The organism is Bradyrhizobium sp. 482_C4_N1_8 (assembly GCF_052075965.1).
Taxonomy (GTDB): Bacteria; Pseudomonadota; Alphaproteobacteria; order Rhizobiales; family Xanthobacteraceae; genus Bradyrhizobium; species Bradyrhizobium barranii.
Genome location: NZ_CP197231.1, coordinates 7,955,461 through 7,979,270, shown reverse-complemented (window position 1 = coordinate 7,979,270; position 23,810 = coordinate 7,955,461). Strand labels below are relative to the sequence as shown.

Sequence of the window (23,810 nt, the reverse complement as noted above, 5' to 3'; positions counted from 1 at the left end):
GGATACGCCGATGATCGCCCATGTCGAAGTACTCGATCTCATTGCGCAGATGAAGGCGGCCGAGCGCGCCTTCGTGCTCGCGACGGTGGTGCGCACGGTGTCGGTGACCGCGGCGAAGGCTGGCGCCAAGGCGATCATCGCCGCCGACGGCACCATCGTCGCGGGTTGGATCGGCGGGGGCTGCGCCAAGGGCGCGGTGCTGAAGGCGGCGCGCGAGGCGCTCGCCGATGGCGAGCCGCGGATGGTCTCGGTGCAGCCGGAGAACCTTCTGGCCGAGCTGGGCGTCAGCGCAGGCGAGAGCCGCGACGGCATTCGCTTCGCCAGCAACATGTGCCCGAGCAAGGGCACGATGGACATCTTCGTCGAGCCGGTGCTGCCGCATCCCTCGCTTGTCATTCTCGGGGCAAGCCCGGTGGCGCTGTCACTTGCGGCGCAGGCGCGCGTGCTCGGTTATCACGTCACGCTGGCTGCACCCGCCACCGATCGCACGGCGCAGCCGGATGCCGATGCAGTCATCGATGGTTATCACCTCGGCGAGCTCAACGACGCTAAGCGCTTCGTCGTGGTCTCGACGCAAGGCAAGGGTGATGAAGCCGCCTTGCGTGCCGCGGTCGCGACCAAAGCCGACTACCACGCCTTCGTCGGCAGCCGCCGCAAGATGGCTTCGTTGCGCGCCAAGCTTCTCGCGGAAGGCGCCAATGCCGCCGCGATCGATGATTTCAAGGCGCCGGCCGGCCTCGATCTCGGCGCGATCACGCCGGAGGAGATCGCAATGTCGATCCTCGCGGAGATCACAAGGGAACGACGGCGTGGCCAGCGCGCGGCCAATCAAACAGCAAGCAGAGAGTGAGACACCGATCATGCAGATGAACGACAGCCAGCGAATTCCCGCCTCACGCGAGCAGGTGTGGGCGGCGCTGAACGATCCCGCTGTGCTGAAGCAGTGCATCCCCGGCTGCCAGTCGCTCGAGGTGACCGCCCCGAACGAGATGACGGCGACGGTGGTCTTCAAGGTCGGCCCGGTGAAGGCGACGTTCAGCGGTAAGGTGACGCTGTCCGATTTCGATCCGCCCAACTCCTATCGCATCTCGGGCGAGGGCTCCGGCGGCGTCGCCGGCTTCGCCAAGGGCGGCGCGCTGGTGCGGCTGGAATCCGAGAGTGCCGACGTGACAGTGTTGCATTACGAAGTCGATGCGCAGATCGGCGGCAAGCTCGCGCAGTTGGGAGCGCGGTTGATCAATTCGACCGCGACGAAGCTGGCGGGGGAGTTCTTCAAGTCATTTGCGGACGTGGTGAGCGCGAAGGTCGAGGCGCAATAGGTCTCGTAGGGTGGGCAAAGCGTAAGCGTGCCCACCATTCTCTATCGCAAACAAAGAACGTGGGCACGGCGCTTTGCGCCTTTGCCCACCCTACGATAGTTGCGCAAGCCGCCATCACCCCAGCGACACCCCCGCCTTGGCCCGGCTGATCCCCAGCGTCAGGATGCGCTGCAGGAGATCCGGATATTTGAGTCCGGCATGTTGGGCCGCCGTGGCGAACTCCTGGCTCTTGGCGATCTCGGGGTTGGGATTGGCCTCGATGAAATACGGCGTGCCGTCGGCGGCGAGACGAAAATCGATGCGCGCATAGCCGTCGAGGCCAAGCGCCCGGTAGATGCGCTTCGCGGCGCGCTGGATGCGCGCGGTGACTTCGGGCGCAAGGTCCTTCGCCGGCCCGTCGACGATGCCGAGCTTCTCCTGATAGTCGGTGTCGTGCTTGGCTTTCTCCGTGGCGATGTGCCGTGATCTGCGCCCGCCCATGCTGCCGAATTTCAGTTCCCAAACCGGCAGGACGCGCAGCCGGTTGTTGCCGAGCACGCCGACATAAAGCTCTCGCCCCTCGATGAACTGCTCGGCGATGGCGGCGGATTCGACCCGCTCGTGGATGAAGGCGACGCGCTCCACGAGCTTCTCGTCGGTATCGACGATCGAGGCCTGCGAGATGCCGAAGGACCCGTCCATGTTCAGGCTCTTGACGATCAGCGGCAGCGCAAGGCGCGTCGGGCGCTTCACCTTGCGGCGCATCGGGAAGACGGCGAAGGCCGGCGCTGCGATCCGGCGGTGATGCACCAGCGTCTTGGACAAATCCTTGCCGCGCGCCAGGATCAGGCCGCGCGGATTGCACCCGGTATAAGGGACTTTCATCAGCTCGAGATAGCTGGCGATGTGCTGGTCGTAGGCGACGTTGTTGTGGAATTCCTCGAGCAGCGTGAAGACCACGTGCGGCTTGAATTCTTCGATCGCCTCGCGGATCGGCTTGATCTCGTCCTGCGCACCGAGGGCGCGAACCTCGTGGCCGGCCGCACGCAAGGTGCTCACCACGTCGTATTCCGTCTTCCAGTTGTTGATTTCCTGCGGCGTGTATCCGTCGGAGGAGTCCGGAGGCATGAAGTCCGGATGCATCAGCACCAGAATGCGTGAGCGTCTCATAGCGCGATCCATTTGCGCCGAGACGGGCCAAACAGCGCGTGCATCGTCTTGGCGGTCACGAGGACGGTGAAATCGAGAACGAGCTTCTGTTCGGGGCCGACGGCGCGCAGATCGAGCTCACGGCAGCGGGAGATCATATCATCGAGCACGGCATCGAGCGTGAGCTGGTTCTCGCCCGTCCACCGCGCGACCAGCTGCCTGATCTGCGCGCGGTGACGCCTGATCAGGGCCGAAGCCGGCTTTGAGCGGTGATGCCGTGGATCGGCTGAAAACAGCCTGGAGAGGTCGCGGTCGTAGGTCTTCGGCGCTGTGAAGGCGTAGAACGCCTGCTTCTTCTTGTAGTGGTCTTCGAGCGTCTGGCTGAGCCGGCCCAGCGTATCGACACGCTCCCGCGTCGTGATCAGCGGCCGCTTTCCCGCAATCTCGTGCATCAGCTCGTCGACATATTCGAGCTTCTTCAGCGCCGGCCATCCGGCATATCGCGTCCGCCAGTTCGAGCGTGGGCGCAGCCACACCGCGAAGGTCTCGGCGAAGTCTTCATCCGGATGGCTTTGCGCGTACCACAGCCGGAGGTGCTGGACGTAGCGCCTGCTGGCAGGATTGGGCCGGTAGTAGCGCGGGTAGTGTTTCGACGACGGGCCGAACAGCTGCTGCCAGCGCCGGCGGCGCTGCAGCTGATAGCCGTGCTGCACGGCATGGCCGGCCTCGTGACGGAGGATACCCATGCACTCGCGCCAGGTTCCGCCCTCGACGTCGAACATCATCTTCTTCTCGAGCTTCATCAGACGGGGATGGGCGAGATAGAAGGGGATGGCGATGCCCGGCACATCGCCCGGACTGAACCATTCGCTCGAGATCCATGTGTGCGGTCGCAGCCGGATGCCCCGCTCTTCGAGCTCCTCATGGAGCGTGCTGACGCAGTCCTCGAGCCAGGTGCCTTTGACCGTAACCCTCAGGCTGGAGAGGCGCTGCTTGAGCAACTCGTCATCCGACAGCTTCTCCCAGGCAAATTTCCGGCGTGGCATCAGGCATCCAGAGGGCAAAGATGGCTCAGTATCCGGATGATGTCATGGGCCGCAGCCGGCAACAACCCGTGGGGTTTGCGAGGGGGGCTGTGGGGCGTCAGTGCACGAGATCGTAGGGTGGGCAAAGCGCAGCGTGCCCACCGTCCGCGTGCCAAAGAAAAAGGTGAGCGTGGCGCGTCGCGCCTTAGCCCACCCTATGGCATCGCGAAACTTAACCTAGTCGAACAGGCTCGACACCGACTCTTCCGCCGCGGTGCGCGCGATGGCGTCCGAGATCAGGCTGGCGATCGGAAGCGTGCGGATGTTCGGAGCCTTGGTCACCGCCTCCGTCGGCAGAATCGAGTCGGTGATCACGAGCTCCCTCAGCTTCGAGCCCGCGATGCGGGCGGCCGCGCCGCCGGAGAGCACGCCGTGGGTGATGTAGGCGTAGACGTCCTTGGCGCCCTTGGCGATCAGCGCGTCGGCTGCGTTCACCAGCGTGCCGCCGGAGTCCACGATGTCGTCGATCAGGATGCAGGTGTAGCCGGCGACGTCGCCGATCACGTTCATGACCTCGGATTCGCCCGCCCTCTCGCGGCGCTTGTCGACGATCGCGAGCGGGGTGTTGATGCGCTTGGCAAGGCCACGTGCGCGCGCCACGCCGCCGACGTCGGGCGAGATCACCATCGTCTTGGAGAGGTCGAACTTGTCCTTGATGTCGCGCACCATCAGCGGCGCCGCGTAGAGATTGTCGGTCGGGATGTCGAAGAAGCCCTGGATCTGGCCGGCATGCAGGTCGAGCGTCATGACGCGGTCGACGCCGGCCTGCGTGATCAGGTTGGCGACGAGCTTGGCCGAGATCGGCGTGCGCGAACCCGATTTGCGGTCCTGCCGGGCGTAGCCGAAATAGGGCAGCACCGCGGTGATGCGGCGTGCCGAGGAGCGGCGCAGCGCATCGGTGATGATCAGCAGTTCCATCAGATGGTCGTTGGCGGGGAACGAGGTCGACTGGATGACGAAGGCATCCGAGCCACGGACGTTCTCCTGGATCTCGACGAAGATCTCCATGTCGGCGAAGCGCCGTACCACCGCCTTGGTTAGCGGCAGGTCGAGGCCTTGCGCGATCGCCTGCGCGAGGGCCGGGTTTGAGTTGCCGGCGACAAGCTTGATGGAGCCGTTCTTGGCCGACATGGACGCTTCCTCCCGCGCTTTGCTGGATACGACGTTCAACATCAGAGAATACCCACTGGAAGCACGGTTACGACGGGCGAGGAAATATCAGGCCGGGGCCTGCAATGGCAACCCGGCATGCTACGTTTTCCCTCCGAAATCCTGAGTCGGGCCAACGGTTTGGCCGCAACTTGGGGCCGTGGTTTCGCGGGGGTTATCGCTCGGCATAGCCCAGCGCCGAGGCCGGCATCTCGGCCGCCGGAGCCTCCGGGATCACGCTGGCCACCGCCGGTCCCCGCAAGCCGGGAACAGTGCCCGGCGCGTCCGGTGTGCCGCTGATCATGTTGGAAAGTCCGCTGAATCCGGCCTGGGCGATCTTCCGCAGTACGAGGTCGTCGGCGGCGCCCCAGGGGTCGCGGCCACCCTTGGCGGCGGTCAGTTCCTCGCCGGAGAGGCGCAATGCGCGCTGCTGGTTGGCGTCGTAGACGTCCCAGACCCAGGCGATCACGGTCTTGCCGCGCACGATTTGGGCGGAGAGGTAACTGCGCACGCGATAGGCAGCCGTCCCCTCGCGGGAGACGACGGACAGGCTGCGCAGCTTGGATTCGCTGTCGAGCACGCCGACCATGCGGTCGAACACCTGCGGGGGCGGCCCGTCGATCGATTCGAAGGCCACGGTCGCCCCTGAGCCGGCGCTCGGCGCCATCGCATAGGAGTTGGCGGCACCGCCGCCGCCGGCGCAGCCGCCAAGCGCGACCGCCGCCGCCAGCAGCATGACCGCCAGCACGCGCGAACCCGCGCGGCCCAGGATGAATGACGCGTCCCTCATTATGGAGGGCAGCGATATCGTTAAAATCGATTAAGGTCTAGGGCAGGAAGGACACATCATTGGGCCGATCCGGCCGAGGAATTGTCGATGAGGGGCGCGACTTTGGGGGTAATCGTTGCCTGCCTCATCGTGGGGCGGGCCGCGGCGGCAGAAAGTGCGGCCGAGGCAATCCGGGCTTTCGGACTGACCGGTACCTGGTCGGTTGATTGCAAACGGGATCCGTATCAGGCCTGTGAGAACAACCGCTGTGGCGCGCGATTGACGTACATCGCGTCGTCCTCCGGAGCGCCGACGACAAGGAATGTGATCGGGACGTTCACACCTGGGCAGGTAAGGACATTCATCAGCGCGATCTATTCGGCGACGCGTATTGCCGACGACAAGATCAAGATCGTGTCGGTTCAGGACCCTCCACCCAGCACGACACTGATCTGGTGGCGTCAGCCGGGCGAGGTTTGGGAGATCGTTCTGCTCAAGGTCGGCGACAAATATCGGACTTTCTCCGCGCATCGCGACGATTGGAAGAAGATCGAAGTCGATGAAGGTTTCGAGGTCCGACCGCCGCCGCCTCCACCAACTCAAATGTACGTTGATTTGCCGACTAAATGGCTTCGCGGAAAGAATGAAACGCCATTGTTCGAAAGATGCAGCGACTAACCTAATGGGTTGCGGCAAGAACTAGGCCGAATTCGTTCTTAATTCTCCAGCGCGATCGCGTGGATGTGCCGGCCGTAATCCGGCTCCTTGCGATGCACCGAGCGGCGATAGCTGAAGAAGCGCTCGTCGGCATAGGTGTCCAGGCCAAGATCGTCGATCATCAGGATGCCGGCGGCTTCGAGCCGCTTCCGGATGAATCCGGCGAGGTCGAACATCGCGTGTCCGGCGCGCACCGACGGGATGAAGAACATGGCGTTGTCCGCGTCCGCCTCGATGAAGCGCGCCACGAATTCGTTGCCGACCTCGTAGCTGTCCTGGCGGATCAAGGGGCCGATCGCGGCGATGATGCCGCTGCGCGTGGCGCCGAGCTTCTCCATCGCCGAGATCGTCTGATCCAGCACGCCGGTCAGCGCGCCTTTCCAGCCGGCATGGGCGCCGCCGATCACGCGCGCGTTGGGATCGACGAACAGCACCGGCCCGCAATCGGCGGTGGAGACGCCGAGCGCGATGCCGGGTGTTTTCGTGACCAGCGCATCGCCTTTCGGCCGCGGTCCGCTCGGCCACGGCGCTTCGGCAACGAGGACATCGGGCGAATGGATCTGGTGCAGGCTGATGAAGCGCTCCGGGGCGACGCCGACATGCTCGGCCATGCGGCGGCGATTCTCCGCGACATGCGCCGGATCGTCGTTGGAGCCGAGCCCGCCATTGAGCGCCGAATAAATCCCGCCTGAGACACCGCCCTCGCGGGTGAAGAAGGCGTGGCGCAGGCCGGGCACGGCCGACAGCAGTGACGAAGCAAGCGTCATGAGGTGCCTCCGGCCCGTTCGAGATCGCTGAGGCCGGCGATGCCGGTCAGCCGCGGCTCGGAGATGCCGAGCACCTTGAACATCGAGCCCATGCCACTGCGCCCGGTATCGGTCAGGCGCTTGAGCGCGACCGAAATGTCGGTGGCGACTTCAGGCGTCGCCTTCTGCATCAGGGCGGCTGCGCGGGTATCGATGCCGACGCGCTTGAGGAAATCGCCCTGCGTCACCGGGCCGTGCACACGGGCGCCGACATCCTCGGCCGCGCGCGCCAGGGCCTGGAAGTCGACATGGGCGGTGACGTCGGCCTGGCCCGGCGCCTTCAGGGGATCGGTGAAGGTGTGGCGCGCGATCGCCTGGAAGGTGTCGCCGGCATCGCTGCGCAGATGGCCGTAGTCGATGATCAGCGCCGCGCCGTCCTGGTCGCGCACGCGCGTGGCGAGCTTCATGATCTCGCCGTCGGGCCGCCATTCGAACACGGCGCCGACGGGAGCGGCGCGCACCAGAGGCGGCAGCAGCACGTCGAAACGCGGCGTCGGGTCGGCGGCCGCGCCGAATTGAAGCCTGCCGTTGGGATCGATCTCGATCACCCGCTCGTGCCAGCCGTTCTCGCGCTTCACCATCTGGCGGATCGGCAGCACGTCGAAATATTCGTTGGCGAGGATGATGCTCGGGCCCTCAGGCACGTCGTCGATGCTGTCGTGCCAGGCGATGTTGCGCACGCCCGCCAGCGTCGCACTCTGCCGCTCGCGCAGCACGGGATTGACCTCGACCATGTGGACGTGAAGCGCCTGGTAGAGCGGCGGCAGCACGCGCAGTGCGCGCAGCGCATCCGCCATCATGGTGCCGCGGCCGGGGCCGAGCTCGATCAGCCGCAGGAATTGCGGCGAGCCCATCTGCTTCCACACCGAGGCGGTCCACAGCCCCAGGAGCTCGCCGAACATCTGGCTGACCTCGGGCGCGGTGGTGAAGTCGCCTTCGCGCCCGAGCGGATCGCGCGAAACGTAATAGCCATAGCGCGGATGCATCAGGCACAGTTCCATGTACCGCCAGACCGGCATGGGCCCTGAGGATTTGATCAGCGCCCTGATCTCGTTGAGTAGCGGCTGTTCGGTCAAGGTCTGTCTTCTCGAAAGGAATTAACTGATGGCCCCGGCGGGCTTCGGCGCGCCGCGCCTGATAGCCAATACAATAAGTATGAGGCCTACAATAAGCATCGGGATCGACAACAGCATGCCCATGGTTAATCCGCCCCAGAGGAAGCCGAGCTGGACGTCCGGCTCGCGAAAATGCTCGCCGGCGATGCGGGTCAGGCCATAGATCAGGATGAAGGCGCCGAGGATCATGCCGGGCCGCTTCAGGGCGCCGAAACGGATCATGATCGCGAGCACGGTGAACAGCAGGATGCCCTCCATGCCGGCCTCATAGAGCTGGCTCGGATGGCGCGGCAGCTGCGTCGGATCGTTGGGGAAGATCATCGCCCAGGGCAGGCTGGGGTCGGTGGCGCGGCCCCACAATTCGCCATTGATGAAATTGGCGATGCGTCCGAGCAGCAGCCCGACCGGGGCGACTGCCGTGGTGATGTCGCCCAGCGACAGGATCGAGATGCGGTTGCGATAGGCAAACCACATCACCGCGACGACGCAGCCGAGGAAGCCGCCATGGAAGGACATGCCGCCCTCCCACAATTTGAAGATCGCGGCGGGGTGATCGATGAAGAAGGGCAGATTGTAGAACAGCACGTAGCCGGTGCGGCCGCCGAGGATGATGCCGAGCGTGACCCACAGGATGAAGTCGTCGATCTGCACCAGCGACATCGGCGCGGGGCCGCTCCACAGGCGCTCTTTCTTCAGCAGCGAGCGCGCATAGAGCCAGCCGAACACGATGCCGCTGATATAGGCCAGCGCATACCAGCGGATCGCGAACGGACCGATCTCGATCGCGATCGGCTTGAAGGCGGGAAAGTCGATGAGCAGAAAGGGCATCAGGCCTTCTAGACTTAAACGAGATTGCGGCGATAGAGCGCCAGCAGACGCTCCCAATGCCGCTCGGCGGCGTCGCGGTCGTAGACCGGGCGCTTGGGGAAGGCGAAGCCGTGATGCGTGCCGGGATAGATCTCGACCTCGGCTTTCGGACCGCTCATGCCCTGCTTGACCTTCTCGATGACCTCGGCGGGCGCGTAGATGTCGGTCTCGGCGCAGGCGAAATAGAGCTCGGCCTTGGTCCTGCCGGCGGCGAGATGCGGGCTGTTGTCTTCGTCGGTCGCCAGATGCGTTCCGTAGATCGAGGCGGCGGCCTTGACGCGGTCGGCAAAGTGCGTGGCCGCGTTGACGGCGTAACGGCCGCTCATGCAATAGCCGACGGTGCCGACGATTTTCGTATTGGCAGCCGCCTGGCCCTCGGCATAGGTGAGCAGGGCCCTGGTGTCCTCCATGATCATGGGAATATTGAGCGAGGCCATGAGCTGGAACATGCGCTTGCGCTCGGGTGCATTCGGATCGGCCGGCAGCGCGCCGAGCTCCATCACGCCGGAGCGGTAATAGAGGTTCGGCAGCATCACGTAATAGCCCGAGGTGGCGAGCCGGCGCGCCATGTCGCGCAGCTCTTCGCGGATCGCCGGCGCATCCATGTAGAACAGGATGACCGGAAACGGCCCGCCGCGTTCGGGATGGGTGATGAAGGTTGCGGTGTGGCCGTCCTTGGTGGGAATCGCGATCTGCTGATCGATCATCTCGTGCGCCTTCTGATTCTTGTTATGCAGGGACGTTGAATACGATTGCAAGGAAACCGGGGCATGACAAGGATACCGCAGATCGGCTCTTGAACCGTTTCGCCCGGATTGCCATTGTCTTTTCGCGCGTTCGCGCAAAGTTTATCTGAGGCCGCCAGGAGACCGACATGACCCAGACCAACAACCGGTTTTTCGACGAGATCGGCCGCCTGATGAACGACGCCGCCGGTGCCGCCCAGGGCGTCAAGCGCGAGTTCGACACCGTGATGCGCACCCAGGCCGAGAAATTCCTGCGCGACATGGACCTGGTCAAGCGCGAGGAATTCGAGGCGGTCAAGGACATGGCCCGCCTCGCCCGCGAGGAGAACGAGGCCCTGAAGGTGCGGATTACAGCGCTGGAGGCTAAGCTGGGCGGGTAGCGCCGGCGTACGGCGCTCTTCCTTACCCTCCCCTGGAGGGGGAGGGTCGATCGCGCGTAGCGCGAGCGGGGTGGGGTGACAGTCTATCCGCGTCGAACAGTGCCCGTGGGGAGGGATCACCCCACCCCGTCTCACATTTCGCTGCGCTCAATGTGAGCCGACCCTCCCCCTCCAGGGGAGGGTAAGAGCCCGGGCTGCCCGCCCATTCTCCTTGTCATTTCCGCATCTTCCGGCTAAAAGCCCGCCAAGTTCGCGGCCCCCGCACCCCTGGAGGCTTGCTGCGAACTGCACCATGGGCCGCGCTGCGGCCCATTAACTTTTGCAAAAACAAGGACTTAGACTATGGCGACGACCGTCAAGGAATTGAAGGCGACCGCACGTCCGAAGAGCGGCAAGGGGGCCGCCCGGGCTGAGCGTCGCGCCGGGAAAGTGCCCGGAGTGATCTATGGCAACAAGCAACCCCCGCTCCCGATCTCGGTTGACGATCGTGAACTGCGCCAGCGCATCCTCGCCGGCCGGTTCCTGACCACGCTGGTCGACATCGACCTCGAGGGCAAGAAGCACCGCGTGATCCCGCGCGACTATCACCTTGATCCGGTCAAGGATTTCCCGATCCATGTCGACTTCATGCGTCTCGGCGAAGGTGCCACCATCCGCATCAGCGTTCCCTTGCATGTGGTGAAAGCGGAAGGTTCGCCCGGCGTGAAGCGCGGCGGCGCCGTCAACATCGTCGCGCATTCGATCGAGCTCGAATGCGGCGTCGAGAGCATCCCGCAATTCATCGAGGCTGATGTCGGCTCACTCGAAATCGGTCACTCGCTCCATCTGTCGGACGTCAAGCTGCCGGCCGGCGTGAAGGCGCTGACCCGCGAGGACGCGACCCTCGTCACCATCGTGCCGCCGTCCGGCTACGCCGAAGAGCAGAAGGCCGCGGCTGCGGCTGCAGCTCCGGGCGCTGCTGCGGCTGCTCCGGCGGCTGGCGCTGCGGCTCCGGCTGCGGGTGCTGCTGCTCCGGCTGCGGCTGCCAAGGCTCCCGCCGGCGGCGACAAGAAGAAGTAATCTCTCAAAGCTGGCGCGCGGTCCTTGATCGCGCGCCGAGCGAGGGGCGCGCCGCGTCATGCGACTCTTTGTTGGGCTCGGCAATCCCGGCGCTAAATACGCACGTAACCGGCACAATGTCGGCTTCATGGCCGTCGACGAGATCGCGCGGCGTCATGGTTTCTCGCCATGGCGCCGTCGTTTTCAGGGCGAGACATCGGAAGGTGCGATCGGCACTGAGCGCGTTATCCTGCTCAAGCCGACGACCTACATGAATGACTCGGGCCGCAGCGTTCAGGAGGCGGCAAGCTTCTTCAAGATCGCGCCGGGCGACGTCACCGTGTTCCACGACGAGCTCGAACTGCCGCCGGGCAAGGTGCGCGTGAAGATCGGCGGCGGCATCGCCGGCCACAACGGCCTGCGCTCGATCTCGGCGCATATCGGCAACGACTATCGCCGGGTCCGGCTCGGCATCGGTCATCCCGGCGTCAAGGAACTGGTGCACGGCCACGTGCTGTCGGACTTCGCCAAGGCCGACAATGACTGGGTGGCGACGCTGTGCGAGGCGGTGGCCGAGCACGCGGCACTGGTTGCCAAAGGCACGGACGCGACCTTCGCCAACAGGGTGCATCTCGCCATGCAGGCGAAGGGATTCTTGACCAAGGACGAGAACGGCAAGGAATAGGGCGCCGTTTTCTCCGTCAAGCCCGGCCATGACGAATACGGATAGAGGACGACCATGGGATTTAAATGCGGGATCGTCGGGTTGCCCAATGTCGGCAAGTCGACCTTGTTCAACGCGCTGACCGAGACGGCCGCTGCGCAGGCCGCGAACTATCCGTTCTGCACCATCGAGCCGAATGTCGGCGAAGTCGCCGTGCCCGATCCGCGGCTCGACAAGCTCTCGGCCATCGCCAAATCGGCGCAGATCATCCCGACCCGGCTGACCTTCGTCGACATTGCCGGCCTCGTGCGCGGCGCTTCCAAGGGTGAAGGCCTCGGCAACCAGTTCCTCGCCAACATCCGCGAGGTCGACGCCATCGCGCATGTCGTGCGCTGCTTCGAGGATTCCGACATCACGCATGTCGAGGGCAAGATCGCCCCGCTCGCCGACATCGAGACCATCGAGACCGAGCTGATGCTCGCCGACCTCGACAGCCTCGAGAAGCGCGTCGACAACCTCACGAAGAAGGCCAAGGGCAACGACAAGGACGCCAAGGAGCAGCTCGACCTCGTCAACCGCACGCTGGTGCTGCTGCGCGAGGGCAAACCCGCCCGCCTCGTCGAGCGCAAGGCGGAGGAGGAGCGGGCCTTCGGGATGCTCGGCCTGCTTTCGTCGAAGCCCGTGCTCTACGTCTGCAATGTCGAGGAAGGCTCGGTCGCCACGGGCAATTCGTTCTCCAAGGCGGTGGAGGAGCAGGCGGCCAAGGAAGGCGCCGTTGCCGTCGTCATCTCCGCCAAGATCGAATCCGAGATCGCCACCATTTCGCGCGAGGAGCGCGCCGACTTCCTGGAGACGCTGGGTCTCGAAGAGGCCGGGCTCGATCGCCTGATCCGCGCCGGCTACACGCTGCTCGACCTCATCACCTATTTCACGGTGGGCCCGAAGGAAGCGCGCGCCTGGACCATCTATCGCGGTACCAAGGCTCCGGGCGCGGCCGGCGTGATCCACACCGACTTCGAGAAGGGTTTTATCCGCGCCGAGACGATTGCGTATGAGGACTATGTCGCGCTGAACGGCGAAGCCGGCGCCCGCGATGCCGGCAAGCTGCGTCTCGAAGGCAAGGAATACGTCGTCGCCGACGGCGACGTGATGCATTTCAGGTTTAATACGTAAGACGCGAAAGAGCGGTGCTGTAGGGTGGGCAAAGCGACTTGTCCGCCGTAGCTCGAAGAGCGAAGGCGGAAGCGTGCCCACCACGTCTCTCTCAAATCGCGAAAGGATGGTGGGCACGGCGCCTTGCGCCTTTGCCCACCCTACGGCCGCCTCACCGCGCCCCGCCGCCCTGGTCGCGGATCGCGCCGAGATGCTCGTTGATGCGGAAGACGATCAGGATCAGCTCCGCGGCGATGCGCGAGAACACGATGCCGACGACGATGCTCGCGATCGATGACAGCAGCACCAGGAAGCCGCCGAACGGGCTGATCGCCATCGTCGCGAGACCGGAGAAGATTCCGGAAAGGCCGAACAGGCAGATCAGTGCGATCACCAGCCAGTAGAAGGTCTTGATGATCGTAGGGGTTATGAATCGGTCCCATTGAAACAGGTCGCTGAATGAAAACATTGCTCTCCCCAGGGCAAATCGGGCCTCGGCCTGCCGGTTGATCCGACTCAAGACCAACGCCGACACCCCATATGTAGCACGAGCCATGCGGGCCGGCGGGTTGAGATTGCCGCAAAGTGCGGCCACAATCTGTCATTCCCTCAAAGCATTCCCGAGATGACCCTGACCTTCGAAGATTTCCCGCCCGGCCGGTTCGGAACATTCGGCCCGCGCCATGTCACCCGCGACGAGATCTTGGCTTTCGCCGCCGAGTTCGATCCGCAGCCGATGCACCTCGATGAGGAGGCCGCGGCCAACAGCATGCTGCGCGGCCTGTCCGGCTCGGGCTGGCACCTCTGCTCGCTGATGATGCGGATGATGGCCGATGGCTTCATCACACGCGCCGCTTCGCTCGGCTCGCCCGGCGTCGACGAGGTGCGTTGGCTGTCACCCTTGCGGCCCGGCGACGATCTCATGCTCGACGTCGACGTGCTGGAGGCGCGCGCCTCGAAGAGCCGGCCGGAGCTCGGCATCGTCAAGTTCAAATGCACGGTGCGCAACGCCAAGGGCGAGGCGCTGTGCGAGATGACCTCGCCGATCCTGATCAAGCGCCGCGAGGGAGCAGTCTGATGCCCTTCTTCGAGGAGATCGAGATCGGCCACCGCCGCGAGATCGGCGCCTACACGTTCACCGCGGAGTCCATCAAGATTTTCGCCGCAAAGTTCGATCCGCAGCGCTTCCACCTCGACGAGGAGGAAGGCAAGAACTCGCTGTTCGGCGGCCTCGCGGCCTCGGGCTGGCATGTCGGCTCGGCCTGCATGAGCCTGCTTGTCGCCGATGGCCAGCGTCTGGCGCGTGAGGCCGCTTCGCGCGGCGAGGAGGTCGCGGTGTGGGGGCCGTCGCCGGGTTTTCGCGACCTGCGCTGGATCAGGCCGGTGCTCGCCGGCGACACCGTCGCCTACGTCAACGAAGTCATCGACAAGCGCAGCTCCGCCTCGCGCCCCGGGTGGGGCATTCTGACGGCCCGCACCACCGGCACCAACCAGCGCGGCGAGGAGGTCTATTCCATCACCGCCAGCGCCTTCGTGCCGATGCGGAAGGGCGATTAGACCTGTTCCAAGATGAACGGTCCAAATGTGTGTGCGAGTGTTGCCCGCGCGCTATGGACGCGATTCCGGGCGGCTGCCATAAGCCTGCTCAACATGATGACCCGCGAAGCAGTTGGCGGAACCATCGAGTTGCTAACCAATTATGAACCTGTCGCTGTCTAATTGAAACGAATTGGGCAGAGAACAGGGGACGAGGACCATGGCAGACCGCGGCGCACTCAAGCTGGTGGGATTTATCTTTGCGACCGCGACGCTGGCAGTGATGCTGGTCGCCGGCATGGTGGTGAAGGGCTATGCCGATGGCGGCTACACCCTGGAAGCCTCGACGGTCGACGCGAGCCGTTAAGGGCTCGTTAACTCTTCGGGGCCGGACGTCCGGCCTCCGCCGTCAGCGGCTATAGACGAACGCCAGCACCGCGATCGCGACCGCCAGCAATCCGACGAAGCGCAGCATGATCGTGCCGAACTGGTTCGGCGCGGGCCGCAGCGGGATAGGGTCCGTATTGTCGGGCCGAATGCTTTCCATCTGAAATGTCCCCGGACCCGGCCGCAAGGCTGCGGGCGCTTGGCATTGGTCGGCGCTGGGGCGCGGAGGGTTCAAAGTGAACCGGGTCGGCTGCATTGACTGTGTGAACGCATGTCCACTGCCCCAATCTTTCGCAGCCACACCCTTCGCTGTCATGCCCCGGCTTGCCGCCTTCGCTGAAGCTTCGGCGGCCGGGCGAGCTTGTGGCCCGGCGTAGCCTTGGCGGAGCCGGGACCGGGGCATCCAGTACGCTGCGGCGTCTCGGCTCTTGCCTCATTGTCTCTGGAATACTGGATCGCCCGATCCCGTCTCCGCCAAGGGCTTCGCCGGGCCAAGAACTCACTCGGCCGCCGAAGCCTTAGCGAAGGCGGCAAGTCGGGCGATGACACCTATTGTGGGGAGCTTGTGCGCATCCAACTCCCCACGAATCAAAACCGCCGCGCCCCTTGCGGAACACGGCGGCTGGTGATGCTTGACGTGAGTGATCAGCTGTTGCGCAGGCCGTCGGCGGCGCGCTTCCACTGCGCGACGTTGTCGGCGATCATGCGGGTCGACTTCATCGCGGCCTGGCTGAGCTGGGCGTAGCCGGAGATCTCGCGCTGGACGCGCTGGCCTTCGGCATGGAGCAGGTCGCGCAGGCTCTCGAGCTCGGAGATCAGGTTCTCGATCTCGGCGAGCGAGGTGCCGGCGACGCGCTGGATCAGCGAGTTGACGTTGGTGACGGTGGCTTCCGCGCTCGGATCGAGCGGCGGCGTGTCGGTGGTTCCCGATGCCGGCCGGCGCAGATAGGCGATGTCGTTGCGGACGAAGTCGCGGATGCCGGCTTCAACTTCCGTCACTGCGGCGAGGTTGGTGTCGACCGTCTCGGTCTCGGTGGCTTCGGTCTTTTCCGGACGCATGGCGTTCATCGTTATTCCCCTGTTCGCGTTGAGCGCGGCGCGAGTGTCCCCCGCACGACGAGTTCGGTCATCCGACTAGGGCGTCGGATTTTGACCGCAACTTGGCCGAGATACGGCAAGGGCGGACGATTCGGGGGCTTTGCCGTGGCGTATGGTTACGAGAGTCTGAACTGCTGGGAAAACGAACCTATCCCGGGATGATGGGAGAGGGGGGCTGGACTGCTACCAGCTCTTCTTGAAGCCCGCCGTCAGGCTCTTGTTGATCGCGCCCTGCGAGGTCTCGCCGACCGAGCCGGAGACGGTGACGTTGTCGAACAGCTTTTGCTCCGCGCCGACCTTGCGCAGCCATTTGTCGTCGGTGGTCGACAGCGACTGGCCCGCGGTGATGCTGGTGCCGGTGTCGGTGAGGGTGACCTTGGCGCTCTGCTCGGTCTCGTAATTGCGCGTGACGTGCCCGCCGATGCCGGGCACCGCGGTGGTGCCCTGCTGGTTGACGCTGTAGCCGTTCTGGAGCGTCAGCGACGTGTCGCTCGACAGCGGCACCGACTTGGTCAGCGATGCCCCGAGCTTGCTCTGCTCGGCGCCGGGATCGACGCGGGCTTCCACCGCGGTCTTGTCCCAGATCGAGCCGGCGCCCGGCGCGGTCGCCGCCGCCCAGGCGCTGCCGGACGATTGCGGCAGGCTGCCGCCATTGGTGGCTTTCTGCGCCAGCAGCTCGGACATCGTTCGCGGCTCGCTCGTCACCGTCATGTCGGCTCCGATGCGGGCGTCCCAGAACGAGGAGACCGACTGCTTCACCGTCACCGCCGAGGAGCCGTTGGCGTTCGCGTTCGACGACCAGTTCAGTCCGTCCTTGGCGGCGGCCTGGGCGCGCTTCTTGGCGGCCATGACGTCGTTGCCGGTGCCGGCGTCGATCGCGAGTTGACTCCAGTCGAGCTTGTCGACGTCGATGCCCTTTAAGATGTCGGGGTCGTTGACGTCGGGGGCTGCGGCGGTCTCTGTGGCTTCGGTCTCGGCCTCGTCGTCAGGCGCCGCCGCCGAGAAGGGCGGGATGATCTGCGCCGAGACCGTCAGAACCGAGCCCAAAATGAATGTGGCCGCCAGCACCGGCAGCCTGGTCCAGCCAAAACCTGTCGAGAATTCCATCGTCCTGCCCGCGAGCCCAGCGCATGCTTGCCGCCACTATAATGCGGCCTTCGGTGATGACCATGCGCCATTCGGTCCACTCAACACATGGTGATCTATCGTTGCGAAATTGTGGCGGCTCGCCTCGGCCAGGGCATGATCCGGACCCGAAGGGCCGCGCCGGCGCAAAGTGTGCAGCGGGTTTTCCCTCGCGACAAACGCGGAACGCGTTTGCGCGGAGATCATGCTCAAACCACTGGAATGGCGAACCAACGGGCCGCGCGAAAGGCGCGCGCCCGATGACGAGCTTCGCCACGACGGCATCCGGCGGGGCTGGAGGCCAGGACGCGGGTCGGGCGAGCATCAATCATCGGTCCCGGCAAGCGGGGCCCGTTGGCGTCCCCCTCAGCCGACGCGGGTCATCTTCGGCAGATGAATGGCGCGGCCGAGTGCCTGTTCAACCAGATCGAAGGTGTCGACCAGCACGCGCATGCTGATCAGCTTGCCCGCCCTGAACTGGGCGAACTGCGCCACCCGCAAGCTGATCGGCTTGTCGGAATCCAGCGCGGTCAGCGAATAGCGCAGCATCGAGGCGGCGGAATCCACGCCGAGCATGATGCTCTCGCGGTCGAAGCGGCGGACATGGAAATTGTCGGCGAGCTGGCGGATGACGTCGAGCACGGCGTCCCGGCCCTGGCGCGCGCCGAGGAACGGAAACATGTCGATCGGGCCGTAGATCGCCCACTCGACGTCCTCGTCGATCAGGGCCTCGATGTCCCTGAAATCCCGGTCGTTCACCGCGCGATGCAACGCGCGCGAGAAACGCCAGAGGCTGTGCTCTGTCATTTGGGGGGCGTCCTGAAGCTGGCTTGCAGAAAAAACGGAAAGCAACCCCATGCACAGAAAAGGTGCCGGGGACGCTCAACTCGTTCGTATACAAATAAAATAGGCGATTTCGGCCAAAACGCAATTCACGTTTTCGCAATGCACAATTGATGCGGGTTTGTGAGATTTACAACAGAACCCCGTAATCTCCCGGTCTCCGTTTCACCTGTCCGTAAGAACGGGGCGAGGGAGAAGGATCATCCCCCGTCTACCCGCGCGCCCACGATCAGCGGCCCGATCTCCCGCTCCAGCACCTGCTGCACCAGATCGTAGGAATCGATGATCTCGCGGATCTGCGCCACCAGTCCGCCCCGGAAGCTGTAGAACACCGCCATGTCGAACTGCACGACGCGATCGTTGCTGCGCTTCTTGAAGTAGGTGTGCATGTAGGTCGCGACCTCGTCGCCCTCGGCGAGGATGTGCGGCGCCTTGTAGCGGATTTCGGAATAGCGCGACCAGACCGTCTGCCACAGCTCGCGCAGTTCCTGCTTGCCGTGGCGCGGCACCATGTGCGGCAGCACGTCGATCGGCGCGTGGGTGAGGAAGTCGACGTCGTCGGTGCAGCACGACAGCGCGGCCTCGATATCGCCGCGCGCAAAACTGTCCAGCAGATGCAGCACGCGTTGCCTGTTCAGCGATTCAACCGTCATGCCGCTCCCGCCCTCTTGGGGTGTCGATTGCAAACGCCAATGCGCGCTCCGCGGGTCCATTAATCCGCAAAAACAAAGGTGTCCGGATCATATGACGCGCCGATGCAAGGCCGGGTTCATGAAATGCAATTAGGGATTGCGTACGTAGTCGCCTGCACGATTTCGAGCGGGTTTTCGCGCCCCGCGATGACGCCGCGTGCATGCCGGTGGGCGCGTCCCGCCACACCGGTACGCGGGAACCCGCGCCCGTCGGTGCTCGTTGAGACACCGAAACCGATCCGGAGACATCGATTATGAAATCCCCGCTTCTCACCGTCGCCGCAGCACTTCTGATGCTGGGCGCGACCTCCGCCGCCAACGCCAAGGGCTGCATCAAGGGCGCGGTCGTCGGCGGCGTCGCCGGCCACTATGCCGGCCATCACGGCGTCCTGGGCGCCGCCGCCGGCTGCCTCTACGGCAGGCATCACGCCAAGGAGCAGGAAAAGCAGCAGCAACAGCAGGGACAGGTGAACGGGCAGGGGAAGCTGTAGGCGCGAACGGCACCACATGCGCCCTCGTCATTCCGGGGCGCCGCAAAGCGGCGAGCCCGGAATCTATAGCCACGACAAGCGCGGACGATACTCCGTCGCCCTACCTCTTCTTCCACCCACCCCGCCGTCCCGGCTGCCCACCCGTCGACTTCGGCGCCGGCCCGAACTCCGGCCCGGACTGCCTTGAATCCGTCGGCTGGATGATCCGGCTCGTGCTGCCGAACGGCTTTGCCGGCAGGCTCGGGTTTTCGCGGTAGGGCAACGACTCCGGGCCGTGCATCTCGTCGAGATGCGGCTTGTGCACCTTCGAGCCGCTGCCGCCACCGCTGGCTTTCAGTGCGGAGCTCACGGTTTTCTTCTTCATCGCGCTGACGGGCAGGTTGGCGGCGTCGCCGTACTTCTTGGTGCCGGCATAGGCGCCGGCCTTGCCCTGCACGGTGCGCTGCTTGACGGTGGGGTCGTCGACCACCGCGAGCTCGGTGGCGCGCAGGCGCTTGACTTCGTCGCGCAGGCGGGCGGCTTCCTCGAAGTTCAGATCGGCGGCGGCCTCGCGCATCCTTGTTTCGAGATCGGCGAGCACGGCTTCGAAATTGTGGCCGATCGAGATGACGTCATCGGTCATGTCGTGGCCGCCGACCTCGACCAGCACGTGGTCGCGCTCGTAGACCGAGTTGAGGATGTCGCCGATCTGCTTCTTCACGCTCTCCGGCGTGATGCCGTTGGCGGTGTTGTACTCGACTTGCTTTTCGCGGCGCCGGTTGGTTTCCGCAATGGCGCGCTCCATCGAGCCCGTCATCTGGTCGGCATAGAGGATCACCTTGCCGTCGACGTTGCGCGCGGCGCGGCCGATGGTCTGAATCAAGGACGTTTCACTGCGCAAAAAGCCTTCCTTGTCGGCGTCAAGGATCGCGACCAGCGCGCATTCGGGAATGTCGAGGCCTTCGCGCAAGAGGTTGATGCCGACCAGCGCGTCGAAGGCGCCCAAGCGAAGATCCCGGATGATCTCGATACGCTCGATGGTGTCGATATCGGAGTGCATGTAGCGAACGCGAATACCCTGCTCATGCAGATATTCGGTGAGGTCCTCCGCCATGCGCTTGGTCAGCACCGTGATCAGCGAGCGATAGCCTGCCTGGGCGGTGGCGCGGACCTCGCCGACGAGATCGTCGACCTGGGTGCGAGCGGGGCGGATATTAACGGGAGGATCAATAAGTCCGGTCGGTCGGATCACCTGCTCGACGAACACGCCGCCGCTTTCGTTCAGCTCCCAGCCGCTCGGCGTCGCCGACACCGCGACCGTCTGCGGCCGCATCATGTCCCACTCCTCGAAGCGGAGCGGGCGGTTGTCCATGCAGGAGGGCAGGCGGAAGCCGTATTCGGCGAGCGTCGCCTTGCGGCGGAAGTCGCCGCGGAACATGCCGCCGATCTGCGGCACGGTGACGTGGCTCTCGTCGGCGAATACCAGCGCATTGTCGGGGACGTATTCGAACAGCGTCGGCGGCGGCTCGCCGGGCAGGCGCCCGGTGAGATAGCGCGAATAGTTCTCGATGCCGGCGCAGCTTCCGGTCGCCTCCATCATCTCGAGGTCGAAGGTGGTGCGCTGCTCCAGCCGCTGCGCCTCCAAGAGGCGGCCCTGGTCGTGCAGCTGGTCGAGCCGCTGCTTCAGCTCCGATTTGATCGACTTGATCGCCTGCACAAGCGTCGGGCGCGGCGTCACGTAGTGCGAGTTGGCGTACATCTTGATGAATTCGAGCTCGTCCTGTTTGTGGCCGGTGAGCGGATCGAACTCCTCGATGGTCTCGATGGTGTCGCCGAACAGGTTTACGCGCCAGGCCCGGTCCTCATAGTGCGCCGGGAAGATGTCGATGACGTCGCCGCGCACGCGAAACGTGCCGCGGGTGAAATCGGCCTGGGTGCGCTTGTACTGGAGGGCGACGAGGTCGGCGATCAGCTGGCGCTGGTCGATGCGCTCGCCCTTCTTCAGCGCGAAGGTCATCGCGGTGTAGGTCTCGACCGAGCCGATACCGTAGATGCAGGACACCGACGCCACGATGATGACGTCGTCGCGTTCGAGCAGCGCGCGCGTCGCCGAGTGGCGCATGCGGTCGATCTGCTCGTTGATCGAGGAGTCCTTCTCGATGTAGGTGTCCGTGCGCGGGACGTAGGCTTCCGGCTGGTAGTAGTCGTAATAGCTGACGAAATATTCGACCGCGTTATCGGGGAAGAAGCTCCTGAACTCGCCGTAGAGCTGGGCGGCCAGCGTCTTGTTCGGCGCCAGGATGATAGCGGGCCGCTGCGTCGCCTCGATCACCTTGGCCATGGTGTAGGTCTTGCCGGAGCCGGTGACGCCGAGCAGCACCTGCGAGCGGTCGTTACGCTGGATCCCTTCGACCAGCTCGGCGATCGCGGTCGGCTGGTCGCCGCGCGGCTGGTACGGCGATTTGATCTCGAAGCGCACCCCGCCTTCGGACTTTTCCGGGCGCGGCGGGCGGTGCGGCGTCCACACCTTGGTGGAGCCGTCGTCCCTGCGGAACTCCGGCCGGCCCTCGCGGATCAGCGATTCCAGCGCGTCGGCGGTCGCCTTGACGCCGAGCGCCTCCATCTTGGTGCGCGGCGGACGCGCCAGCGCTTCGGCGTCGTCCTCCTCGGTGGGAAGCCCGAGCTGCCGCGCCAGTTCCGGATCGAGCGTCGGGATCGTGGCCGCGGTGCCGTAATTGGCCTGCGGCGCTTCTTCAAAGCCTTCGGTGGTCGCGCGCGCGCCCGGCGGCTGCGGATTCGGCCGCAGCGGCATCGGCTTGGCATTATCCTGCGGAAACTCCTTTGGCGTCGAGGCCCGTGCGCGATGGGCGGCAGCCTCGCCCCCGGCGCGGCGGTCGCGCGAATTGTCCGGCGGCGGCTGCAGCCCGGTGCCCGATCCCAGCCCGGCATCGCCGCGATTGATCGCGGGATTGAGCAACTCGGCCAGCGCCGGCCCGATCGGCTGCACGTCAGGCCGGTGCGCCTTGGAGTTCGGGGCCTTGGATTTGGGGGATTTCGGGGGAGCAGGTTTCTTCGCCATGCCCCGAATATGGGACGAGTCAGCCCTTCAGAAAAGAGCGAAGGTACGTCCGTGCGCAGGCTGCTGACAGCAGGTTGGCAGCAGCCTCTTTAAGCCGCCGGCGGCGGGGCCTCGTCGTCGTTGCTCGCCCGGTGCGGCTCGAGGATGTCGAGATGGATCCCGCCGCAATCGGTGCAGCGCATGGTCCAGTACTCGCACCCCGCGCGGCCGCCGATCACGCGAAGCACCGCGAGATCGCCATCGCATTCGGGACATTTCGACAGCACATTGCGGGCATAGATTCTCGGCCGCGGCGTGTCTTCGAATTCGATGACTGACATGACCGGTTCCCCCTTTATGCTGCGCTGTCCCTTGGTTCGCTTGGAGTCCCGCGCTTATTCGTCGTCGCTGTCGTCGGCCCGCCGGCGGAAGCGATCGATGTGGTGCTTGGCATCGGCGATCGCCGCGTTCTGATCCGGCCAGGCGAAACCGACTTCCATGGCCGGAAACAGCACGCCGTCGATGGCGAGGGGGCTGAGATCGGCGCGGCGGATGCGGGCATGCCAGAGGCCTTTGCCGGCCTCGAAGGATTCGATGTCAAAGCCGTCGTAGATGGTCGTCATTGTAGTCCCCAAATGTTCCGTAAGTGTCTTGTTGAAGAGTCAGGGGACCACGTTTGGCGGGTTCAGTATGTGAAGCCATTCACAAGCGGCCGGCTTTTTTGCCTAAGGGCCTCGTGGAACGGGCGTCAGTTCCGTGGCGCGGCGCGGCCGATCCGCCTGGCGGGGCGTGCGGCGGGCTCCGAGGCCGCCCGCATGATCCAGCGCCGGAACGCGGCGAAGTCGCGCTGCTCGGTCTGAAAACTGCGATACAGCAGGTACCAGCGCATGCCCTTGGGAACCGAGAGATCGAACGGCGCGACCAGCCGGCCGGCGGCGAGATCGTCGTCGATATAGGGCCGGATGCCCATGGCGATGCCGAGGCCGTCGGCGGCGGCCTGGAGCGCCTGGCCGTAGAACTGGAATTCCGGTCCGCGCGCGTTGATGCGGGTGAGGTTCGCCGCCTTGAGCCAGATCGGCCAATCCTCCGGCGAATGCGTGACGCGGATCAGGCCTGGCCCTTTGAGGTCGGCGGGCCGCTTCAGGCCGGTGGCGAGGCGGGGCACGCAGACCGGCGTGAGGTCGCCGGCGAACAAGGGCTCGGCGACCAGGCCGGGCCAGTCGCCGGTGCCGAGCTTGATGCCGCAGCTCCAGTCCTCGCCGAATGGGACCTCGGCACCACCGGTGGTGAAGCGCACCTCGATGTCGGGCTCCTCGCTGCGAAACTCCGACAGCCGCGGGATCAGCCAGCGCATCGCAAAGGTGTGGCCGACGCCGATGGTGAGTACGCGGACGCTGGAGGGCGCCGTCACCTGCGCGGTGAGGCTTGCCAGCGCGTCGAAGATCGGCGTCAGCCCGCCTTGATAGGCGCGGCCTGCCTGCGTCAGCACGAGCTTGTTGGCCTTGCGCTCGAACAGCGCGACGCCGAGACGTTCCTCCAGCAGATGCACCATGCGGCTGACGGCCGCCGCCGACACGCTGAGCTCGAGCCCGGCCGCCGCAAAACTGCCGGTCCGCGCCGCCGCCTCGAATGCCTTGATGCCGTTGAGAAACAGCAGCCGCCGCAA

The 23,810-nt window shown here is 65.0% G+C and carries 29 protein-coding genes; 11 read left to right on the top strand and 18 right to left on the bottom strand.

Annotation, left to right across the window (positions count from 1 at the left end; translation table 11 throughout):
* Positions 1–10 precede the first annotated feature (10 nt).
* A complete protein-coding gene (locus tag AB7Z56_RS37835) occupies positions 11–850 on the top strand; it encodes an XdhC family protein (RefSeq protein WP_063985563.1) in 840 nt (279 codons plus the stop codon).
* Positions 851–860: 10 nt separating this feature from the next.
* Positions 861–1,319: an SRPBCC family protein gene (locus AB7Z56_RS37830; RefSeq protein WP_063985562.1), complete on the top strand. Its 459-nt coding sequence runs from the start codon at positions 861–863 to the stop codon at positions 1,317–1,319.
* 114 nt (positions 1,320–1,433) lie between these two features.
* Here the strand turns inward: AB7Z56_RS37830 and AB7Z56_RS37825 are convergent, their stop codons facing one another.
* The 4 genes from AB7Z56_RS37825 to AB7Z56_RS37810 form a co-directional block, all read right to left on the bottom strand.
* Entirely contained in the window at positions 1,434–2,468 is a 1,035-nt protein-coding gene (locus AB7Z56_RS37825) for a D-alanine--D-alanine ligase family protein (RefSeq protein ID WP_063985561.1), read from the bottom strand.
* Positions 2,465–3,493 (bottom strand): putative zinc-binding metallopeptidase, encoded by a 1,029-nt coding sequence (locus tag AB7Z56_RS37820; RefSeq protein ID WP_063985560.1) that lies wholly within the window; start codon positions 3,491–3,493, stop codon positions 2,465–2,467. Before AB7Z56_RS37820 ends, AB7Z56_RS37825 begins: the two co-directional genes overlap by 4 nt.
* Before the next feature lie 216 nt (positions 3,494–3,709).
* Positions 3,710–4,663 carry a ribose-phosphate pyrophosphokinase gene (locus AB7Z56_RS37815; RefSeq protein ID WP_063986696.1) on the bottom strand — a complete coding sequence of 318 codons (954 nt, stop codon included), beginning with the start codon at positions 4,661–4,663 and terminating at the stop codon, positions 3,710–3,712.
* A gap of 193 nt (positions 4,664–4,856) precedes the next feature.
* Complete coding sequence (locus AB7Z56_RS37810) at positions 4,857–5,471, bottom strand: hypothetical protein (protein ID WP_283017726.1); 615 nt, start codon at positions 5,469–5,471, stop codon at positions 4,857–4,859.
* A gap of 87 nt (positions 5,472–5,558) precedes the next feature.
* Here AB7Z56_RS37810 and AB7Z56_RS37805 point away from each other — a divergent pair, with 87 nt between their 5' ends.
* Positions 5,559–6,128 (top strand): hypothetical protein, encoded by a 570-nt coding sequence (locus AB7Z56_RS37805; RefSeq protein ID WP_187387821.1) that lies wholly within the window; start codon positions 5,559–5,561, stop codon positions 6,126–6,128.
* Positions 6,129–6,166: 38 nt separating this feature from the next.
* Here AB7Z56_RS37805 and pgeF read toward each other — a convergent pair whose 3' ends face one another.
* The 4 genes from pgeF to AB7Z56_RS37785 are packed head-to-tail and all read right to left on the bottom strand — an operon-like array spanning position 6,167 to position 9,662.
* Positions 6,167–6,934, bottom strand: a complete 768-nt coding sequence (pgeF, locus tag AB7Z56_RS37800; RefSeq protein WP_063985557.1) for a peptidoglycan editing factor PgeF — start codon at positions 6,932–6,934, stop codon at positions 6,167–6,169.
* Entirely contained in the window at positions 6,931–8,049 is a 1,119-nt protein-coding gene (locus tag AB7Z56_RS37795) for a class I SAM-dependent methyltransferase (protein WP_063985556.1), read from the bottom strand. The genes pgeF and AB7Z56_RS37795 overlap by 4 nt, the downstream gene beginning before the upstream one ends.
* A 21-nt stretch (positions 8,050–8,070) precedes the next feature.
* Positions 8,071–8,916, bottom strand: coding sequence for a prolipoprotein diacylglyceryl transferase (gene lgt / locus AB7Z56_RS37790; protein WP_063985555.1), 846 nt, complete (start codon positions 8,914–8,916; stop codon positions 8,071–8,073).
* A gap of 14 nt (positions 8,917–8,930) precedes the next feature.
* The gene (locus tag AB7Z56_RS37785; RefSeq protein WP_063986695.1) at positions 8,931–9,662 is read right to left on the bottom strand and encodes a dienelactone hydrolase family protein; all 732 of its coding nucleotides are present in this window, start codon (positions 9,660–9,662) and stop codon (positions 8,931–8,933) included.
* Positions 9,663–9,829: 167 nt separating this feature from the next.
* On the opposite strand from AB7Z56_RS37785, the gene AB7Z56_RS37780 reads away from it, so the two are divergent.
* The 4 genes from AB7Z56_RS37780 to ychF all read left to right on the top strand — a co-directional run bounded on the left by AB7Z56_RS37780 (position 9,830) and on the right by ychF (position 12,956).
* Positions 9,830–10,081, top strand: a complete 252-nt coding sequence (locus AB7Z56_RS37780; protein ID WP_063985554.1) for an accessory factor UbiK family protein — start codon at positions 9,830–9,832, stop codon at positions 10,079–10,081.
* Between the two features lie 342 nt (positions 10,082–10,423).
* Positions 10,424–11,140: a 50S ribosomal protein L25/general stress protein Ctc gene (locus AB7Z56_RS37775; RefSeq protein WP_063985553.1), complete on the top strand. Its 717-nt coding sequence runs from the start codon at positions 10,424–10,426 to the stop codon at positions 11,138–11,140.
* Positions 11,141–11,198: 58 nt separating this feature from the next.
* Positions 11,199–11,804, top strand: a complete 606-nt coding sequence (gene pth / locus AB7Z56_RS37770) for an aminoacyl-tRNA hydrolase (RefSeq protein ID WP_063985552.1) — start codon at positions 11,199–11,201, stop codon at positions 11,802–11,804.
* Between the two features lie 54 nt (positions 11,805–11,858).
* Positions 11,859–12,956: a redox-regulated ATPase YchF gene (gene ychF / locus AB7Z56_RS37765; protein WP_354234208.1), complete on the top strand. Its 1,098-nt coding sequence runs from the start codon at positions 11,859–11,861 to the stop codon at positions 12,954–12,956.
* Positions 12,957–13,107: 151 nt separating this feature from the next.
* On the opposite strand, the gene AB7Z56_RS37760 is transcribed toward ychF, so the two are convergent.
* Complete coding sequence (locus tag AB7Z56_RS37760; RefSeq protein ID WP_063985551.1) at positions 13,108–13,404, bottom strand: DUF4282 domain-containing protein; 297 nt, start codon at positions 13,402–13,404, stop codon at positions 13,108–13,110.
* Between the two features lie 156 nt (positions 13,405–13,560).
* On the opposite strand from AB7Z56_RS37760, the gene AB7Z56_RS37755 reads away from it, so the two are divergent.
* The 3 genes from AB7Z56_RS37755 to AB7Z56_RS37745 all read left to right on the top strand — a co-directional run bounded on the left by AB7Z56_RS37755 (position 13,561) and on the right by AB7Z56_RS37745 (position 14,838).
* A complete protein-coding gene (locus AB7Z56_RS37755) occupies positions 13,561–14,013 on the top strand; it encodes a MaoC family dehydratase (protein ID WP_063985550.1) in 453 nt (150 codons plus the stop codon).
* Positions 14,013–14,492, top strand: a complete 480-nt coding sequence (locus AB7Z56_RS37750; RefSeq protein WP_063985549.1) for a MaoC family dehydratase — start codon at positions 14,013–14,015, stop codon at positions 14,490–14,492. Before AB7Z56_RS37755 ends, AB7Z56_RS37750 begins: the two co-directional genes overlap by 1 nt.
* Positions 14,493–14,691: 199 nt before the next feature.
* A complete protein-coding gene (locus AB7Z56_RS37745; RefSeq protein ID WP_166103493.1) occupies positions 14,692–14,838 on the top strand; it encodes a hypothetical protein in 147 nt (48 codons plus the stop codon).
* A gap of 42 nt (positions 14,839–14,880) precedes the next feature.
* Here the strand turns inward: AB7Z56_RS37745 and AB7Z56_RS37740 are convergent, their stop codons facing one another.
* From AB7Z56_RS37740 to AB7Z56_RS37720, 5 genes are all read right to left on the bottom strand, one after another.
* On the bottom strand, positions 14,881–15,018 hold the full coding sequence (locus AB7Z56_RS37740) for a hypothetical protein (RefSeq protein ID WP_014492018.1): 138 nt from the start codon (positions 15,016–15,018) through the stop codon (positions 14,881–14,883).
* A gap of 485 nt (positions 15,019–15,503) precedes the next feature.
* Complete coding sequence (locus tag AB7Z56_RS37735) at positions 15,504–15,926, bottom strand: hypothetical protein (protein ID WP_063985548.1); 423 nt, start codon at positions 15,924–15,926, stop codon at positions 15,504–15,506.
* A gap of 213 nt (positions 15,927–16,139) precedes the next feature.
* Positions 16,140–17,063, bottom strand: coding sequence for a hypothetical protein (locus tag AB7Z56_RS37730; RefSeq protein ID WP_231143635.1), 924 nt, complete (start codon positions 17,061–17,063; stop codon positions 16,140–16,142).
* A gap of 384 nt (positions 17,064–17,447) precedes the next feature.
* Positions 17,448–17,888, bottom strand: a complete 441-nt coding sequence (locus AB7Z56_RS37725) for a nuclear transport factor 2 family protein (protein ID WP_063985546.1) — start codon at positions 17,886–17,888, stop codon at positions 17,448–17,450.
* 236 nt (positions 17,889–18,124) lie between these two features.
* The gene (locus AB7Z56_RS37720; protein WP_063985545.1) at positions 18,125–18,577 is read right to left on the bottom strand and encodes a nuclear transport factor 2 family protein; all 453 of its coding nucleotides are present in this window, start codon (positions 18,575–18,577) and stop codon (positions 18,125–18,127) included.
* Positions 18,578–18,870: 293 nt separating this feature from the next.
* On the opposite strand from AB7Z56_RS37720, the gene AB7Z56_RS37715 reads away from it, so the two are divergent.
* Complete coding sequence (locus tag AB7Z56_RS37715) at positions 18,871–19,107, top strand: hypothetical protein (protein WP_028151579.1); 237 nt, start codon at positions 18,871–18,873, stop codon at positions 19,105–19,107.
* 100 nt (positions 19,108–19,207) lie between these two features.
* Here AB7Z56_RS37715 and uvrB read toward each other — a convergent pair whose 3' ends face one another.
* The 4 genes from uvrB to AB7Z56_RS37695 all read right to left on the bottom strand — a co-directional run bounded on the left by uvrB (position 19,208) and on the right by AB7Z56_RS37695 (position 23,810).
* Complete coding sequence (gene uvrB / locus AB7Z56_RS37710) at positions 19,208–22,165, bottom strand: excinuclease ABC subunit UvrB (RefSeq protein WP_084795307.1); 2,958 nt, start codon at positions 22,163–22,165, stop codon at positions 19,208–19,210.
* 89 nt (positions 22,166–22,254) lie between these two features.
* Positions 22,255–22,485 carry a hypothetical protein gene (locus AB7Z56_RS37705; protein ID WP_063985544.1) on the bottom strand — a complete coding sequence of 77 codons (231 nt, stop codon included), beginning with the start codon at positions 22,483–22,485 and terminating at the stop codon, positions 22,255–22,257.
* 54 nt (positions 22,486–22,539) lie between these two features.
* The gene (locus tag AB7Z56_RS37700; protein WP_063985543.1) at positions 22,540–22,767 is read right to left on the bottom strand and encodes a hypothetical protein; all 228 of its coding nucleotides are present in this window, start codon (positions 22,765–22,767) and stop codon (positions 22,540–22,542) included.
* 125 nt (positions 22,768–22,892) lie between these two features.
* Positions 22,893–23,810: a LysR substrate-binding domain-containing protein gene (locus AB7Z56_RS37695; RefSeq protein WP_063985542.1), complete on the bottom strand. Its 918-nt coding sequence runs from the start codon at positions 23,808–23,810 to the stop codon at positions 22,893–22,895.